Source organism: Halobacterium sp. CBA1126 (genome assembly GCF_009741975.1).
Taxonomy (GTDB): domain Archaea; phylum Halobacteriota; class Halobacteria; order Halobacteriales; family Halobacteriaceae; genus Halobacterium.
Window position 1 is genome coordinate 1 of record NZ_WPCF01000145.1, and the last position, 5086, is coordinate 5086.

At 51.3% G+C, this 5086-nt stretch carries 5 protein-coding genes; 3 read left to right on the forward strand and 2 right to left on the reverse strand.

Features of this window, described 5'->3' with window-relative positions:
* Positions 1-372 precede the first annotated feature (372 nt).
* The 3 genes from GJ634_RS14040 to GJ634_RS14050 all read left to right on the forward strand — a co-directional run bounded on the left by GJ634_RS14040 (position 373) and on the right by GJ634_RS14050 (position 1629).
* Positions 373-1008 carry an IS6 family transposase gene (locus tag GJ634_RS14040; protein ID WP_157503489.1) on the forward strand — a complete coding sequence of 212 codons (636 nt, stop codon included), beginning with the start codon at positions 373-375 and terminating at the stop codon, positions 1006-1008.
* Between the two features lie 84 nt (positions 1009-1092).
* Complete coding sequence (locus GJ634_RS14045; protein WP_157503490.1) at positions 1093-1341, forward strand: ArsR family transcriptional regulator; 249 nt, start codon at positions 1093-1095, stop codon at positions 1339-1341.
* A gap of 39 nt (positions 1342-1380) precedes the next feature.
* A complete protein-coding gene (locus GJ634_RS14050) occupies positions 1381-1629 on the forward strand; it encodes an ArsR family transcriptional regulator (RefSeq protein WP_231737054.1) in 249 nt (82 codons plus the stop codon).
* A gap of 500 nt (positions 1630-2129) precedes the next feature.
* On the opposite strand, the gene GJ634_RS14055 is transcribed toward GJ634_RS14050, so the two are convergent.
* Positions 2130-3116: a hypothetical protein gene (locus GJ634_RS14055; RefSeq protein WP_157503492.1), complete on the reverse strand. Its 987-nt coding sequence runs from the start codon at positions 3114-3116 to the stop codon at positions 2130-2132.
* Positions 3116-3745: a hypothetical protein gene (locus tag GJ634_RS14060; protein ID WP_157503493.1), complete on the reverse strand. Its 630-nt coding sequence runs from the start codon at positions 3743-3745 to the stop codon at positions 3116-3118. The genes GJ634_RS14055 and GJ634_RS14060 overlap by 1 nt, the downstream gene beginning before the upstream one ends.
* Positions 3746-5086 lie beyond the last annotated feature (1341 nt).

The following is a 5086-nucleotide window of genomic DNA, read 5'->3' on the forward strand; positions in this document are numbered from 1 at the left end:
TCCGTCGTTAGGGGCGTTAGCCTCAATTGCGTGGTCTCGCGCTACAATTTTTCGGGGGAGATTAGTAGAAGTAAATCCATCCGAGTAGCCGGTACAGGCCCCTGAGATTCTACAGCGCTGTGCTGAGGTGTGGGGAGTGTTTTGGATTGGTGGCCCTAGCCACACGTTCTTTGGTTCCGTTTGGCGACTCGAGTTCTAACTAACAACTACTCTTCTGTCCTCGGATGTTGGTTAGGGTTCGTCACGCTATTCCGTGACATCGGCTGGCGTGAATAGATACGACTAACCCCACTGCTTCCGCTGTTCTTTGGATTCGAGTGGGTCGTGTTTAGTTACGGCTGAAAAGTGAGGTGAGAGTGGTTTCTGCTGTCCATGGCGGAAATCACTCGCCTCAGTGGCTGTAGCGACTGGATCGAGTTAGAGTTTGTGGAGCGAGAGCGGACACCGAGCGAGCTGATGCGGCTTGGTATCCGCCTCCATCTGGCTGGACTCTCACTTTCGAATACCGTCAAAGAACTTGAGAAGTTCGGTGTCCAACGCTCGCGGAAAGCCATCCATGACTGGGTGCAAAAAGCGAATCTACAGCCCGCCAGCGACGCCAGCCCGGATCAGATTGCGGTTGACGAAACAGTGATCCGCACCGACGGCCAGCAGTACTGGCTGTACGCTGCCGTCAATCCACTATCGAACAGATTCCTGTATATACGGCTGTTTTCGACGACAACAACGGCGTTGACTGAACGGTTTCTGCAGGAGTTACGCGAGAAACACGACGTTGAAGATGCCGTGTTTCTGGTTGATCACGCCCAGCATCTCAAAACAGCACTCCAGCGGGTCGGGCTTCGATTCCGGACCGTTCGTCATAGGAATCGGGATGCTGTCGAACATATCTTTCGAGAGATAAAACGACGAACTTCCTCGTTCAGTAATAGTTTCAGCCACGCCGAACCAATAACAGCGGAATCGTGGTTGCAAGCCTTCGCCGTCTGGTGGAACTCGCTAAACTAAACACGATGGGTAAGGCCATGAAAATAGTAATACGGCTCGCGGAGGGTTGCCAGTGGTATGGCGACGCCCCGGTTGGCGGATTGGATGACGCCCGTAGATAGAGATATCCTCGAACGCCTTCAGAATAAGCGCAACCGGGAACTTCAGCTCACCCCCTCGATGATTGCTGAAAATGTTGATTGGGGCCATCAGGCAGTTCGAGAACACGTTTTGACGCTCCACGAACAGGGACTAATTGAACACGCCGACGAAGACCGAGGCGTCTACAGGCTCTCTGAGCGTGGTCGAAAGTGGCTCGAAGGCGAGCTACCGACTGAGGAGTTGGAGGATTAGACGATGCCTCGACCCCGGCTTGTGTCGTGGATGACGCCGATGGATTACGACATTCTTCGATGTCTCCATAATCCGGGCGACCGTGAACTCGTTCTAACTCCTCGAACGCTGGAAGTGAACACGAACTGGAGCCGGTCTGGCATCGAGGACCACCTTCCGACTCTCCGCGAACACGGGCTTGTAGAGTACTACGACGAGGAGAAGTCTCTCTACCAACTGACGGACCGAGGTCGTGCGTGGCTAGAGGGCGACCTGCCGACGGACGCCCTTGAGGACGACCGCGACTGATTGCTGGCGTCATCACATCGGGAGGGAACACGGGGGTCAAAGCCGAAACACGCGTGTGAACCGAGATACCCTAGAAGCCGTATACTAGCTAAATATGGCTGTGCGAACCTCGATCGCTGCGAACCGAAGAACGAACGATACGATTAGCTCTTGCGTTAGTGCGAGTGGCAGTGTCTTGGAACGCAGTCAATAGCCTCATCGGTTTTCGTCAAACCAGTACCACGCTTGCATTCAGTCTTAACCAACAACGGCTGCGGATACTCTGGAATGTTGGTTAAGACGATATAGACTGAGCCAATCTAAGCTACCCGCAACCGCCTACCCGTGTGAACATTAGCACGCTCGCAACCCAGCTTCTCAGAGAATCCGCACCTAAACAGGTAAGCGCCCGAATCTTCCCGAATCTCTGTTCACACGTGATTCCCAATCGTGTGTACGTCTCGGAAACCAACTCTCTTAACGTGTAACCCCGGGGATGAGCCTGACCGAGTGCTATTCCCTTAATCAGCTACCCGTCCAGTCGCTGTATCCTGCGAGATCGACGTGTAAACGTCTTCCTTACCCGTCACGTATTCGCCTTCCCGCTCAATCACGCCCACTTCTTCGAGCTTATTGAGTTTGTCTTCCAGTTGGAGCGGGTCAACGTCTTCTCCCCACTCTCGACTCAAGTTCTCAATAAGTGCAGTATTATCGAGATGCACTTCGTGGGTTCCCCGTTGGAGAGCCGTATAATAGAAGGAATTAGCATATTTCGGGAAGTGGTTGAGCATCCTCAGATCAAGCTGATCCCGGAGAACGTTGTAACCGTCTTTGATGAGATGTCCGATTACGACTTTCTCGAAGTCATCCTCGTCCAAATTCTCATCTTCAATTACCTTTGCTTCTGCCCCCTCCATTTTGCCACCTGGCTTGACGATATCATTCTCTTCGTCAAGATTCACGAACCCAAGGTCATGCATGACTCTGAGATACTCTCTAGAATTATCCGTTCGCTGTATGTCGTCAACCCGTTCTACCGACAGTTCAGGTTCTCTGTGCAACCAGCGGATGATTTGGATTAGCGAGTTCAGCTGGTTCCGGACAGGGTTGAGTTGGTAGACATCATCGTAAATCGCCTTTGCAGTGGACCAGTCTAACTGACCAATAATCTCCGATCTCCGCTCCTGCGCACTATTCTTCAGTTCAGATCTATCCGGCAGTTCAACTGTGTAATACCCCTCTCCAGTGGGTTCCGCATAGAGCGTCTCAACATCCCCCAAGTTGATGAACTTCATCACATTATCTCGCTCACGCCGGTCGCTCACGTCCTTCGGGTAGGATGTCCCAAGCTTGATGACCAAATTTTCATCAGGAGTTTCCAAAGACTCCTGTACGAATACGCCTCGGCCGAAGCGCCGCTTCAGCCTGTTTTCTATTTGATCATCGACGCTAGTCCCTTCAGGGAAAACTAACCGATCTTCCCGAATTGTGATTGACTCTGTACTCATTATTCTGAATCCTCGAGTTCGTCCAGGGTATGTTGCTCCATCTGTTCCACGCAGAGGCTCCACCGGGGTGCCGATTCCCCGCTCCACCACTCATAGAAGAGAGGTTGGGGGACTTCTTTCGGTGCTGTGCCGACTTCCGGGTCTGCCAAATAAAAATCCTCGTACGGATCGAAAATCAGCACAGTTTCATCATTAAACGCGAAGGGAACTACGGTGTGAGGCTGTTTCCGCCCATAGATTCCTGCATCAGCATCATATCCATCTACCCACTCAAAATATCTGCTGTCAAATTCAACAATCGGGTATGAGGCGAGTTCGTCCTCAATAATTGAGTTGAGTTCTGACATCGAGAGGCTGCGGTCCTCTTTGACTTCGTAATTGTATGAGTTGAGGTGGGGATTAAGACGTTCAGGTAGAAAGTCCGTGGTAGCACCAAGGAGTGGGTCATAATCAACGTATTCTAGCATCTCCTCTTCCGAGACGCGAAGACCAGGCGTCTCCCGCCGTTCAGCGAGTTCATCCAGGATATTGACGACGGCGGTTGGAAGGCAGGTATTCTCTTCAGACTGTGTGATGAAGTCCTCAACAGCAGTCTGATACGTCTCCCGTTGACTATCGGTAATCGTCACGATCGCACACCTATGTTTCATGTATTATATGTTCGGTGATGATAAGGATTCTGCTAGATTGTGAGAGCTGTTTCGCTAGATTCGGAGAAGCTGTACGGTGTGTTTTGAGTTTGTGCCCTTAGGCACACCAGCTAGTGAGTAGTGGGTATCGCAGAGCGCTAGTACGGTTGAAGCGCCATCGACTACGTCACGATCGACGAGTGTGATAGTGTTACAGTAGAACGGTTGTGCGGTTGAGGCGGGACAGGTTTTGTTTGGCCGGTTTGCGCACTCACTGCTAACCAACACTGGACGGTCTTGGCGATGAGTGTTGGTTAAGATTCGGTTGACCGCGTGTGCTTGAACTAGCCGCAGGCTGCCCGGTCGCGTGAATGAGAAGACGCGCCCGCTACGGTATCTCTCCACAAATCAACAACCAGCCGGGAACCGACTCACGACTCGGTGAACTCAAGGAAGAAGGGTTTCTCTATTCGAAAGATCTCGGGAACGCCAAAGCTTGGCGGCTCACTGATGCTGGCCAGCGATTCCTCGAAGATACCGACGCCGACTTCGCTACCGACCTCGAAAATTCGTAACTGCTGATCTCACTCTTCCGTCGACGATAGTGGCAGTTAGTGGAGCGCCACCAACTAGGTTCCCGAGTCTTCGTCAAACCAGTAGTACGCGTGCAATCAGGCTTAACCAACATTAGCTGTAAATGCACTGCTGTGTTGGTTAAGACGAGATTGATTGAGAGAACCTAAGCCACTCACAAATGCCCAATCGTGAGAACGTTCCTAGTGTGCGACCTGAGGGACTACACACGTGTTTCCGTGTGAACCGGGAAGAACTGGTGTGGAATAAAATAAACACCGACCACGTCCATAGCTAATACGCTGTAGAATCCGTATATGATGTGGAAAATTTCCGATTTAGTAACTTCGACTGTGTGTCGCTAGTTCTTCTACGTGGTTCGTGGTAAAGTCTCGAAGCGTTTGTGCGATGGTCGTAAGACTTCCCCGATCGCCAGATGCTGTCCAATTCTCCTGATATTAGCGATACAACCCGCAGATGCCGTCGGCGTTCAACGGAGCATCCCAAGAGAATTCTCTATCTCCGTCACTTGTGTCTATTGAAAAGTATTATCTGCCCGTAGATACAGAAAAATTTCATGACTCTTGACCGTGGCTCAGAGTGGAGTCAATGGGATTTACACGTTCATACACCGCTCTCGTTTGAATCTAGTTATGGCATTACTTCCGACGCTCTTGCTGTAGCACATTTGTTGATTTCAGAGCGTTGCTTTTGATTAGCGTTGTTTTGAGAGCGTCTCGTACCGGGTTTCCGAAACAGTTCCCGACG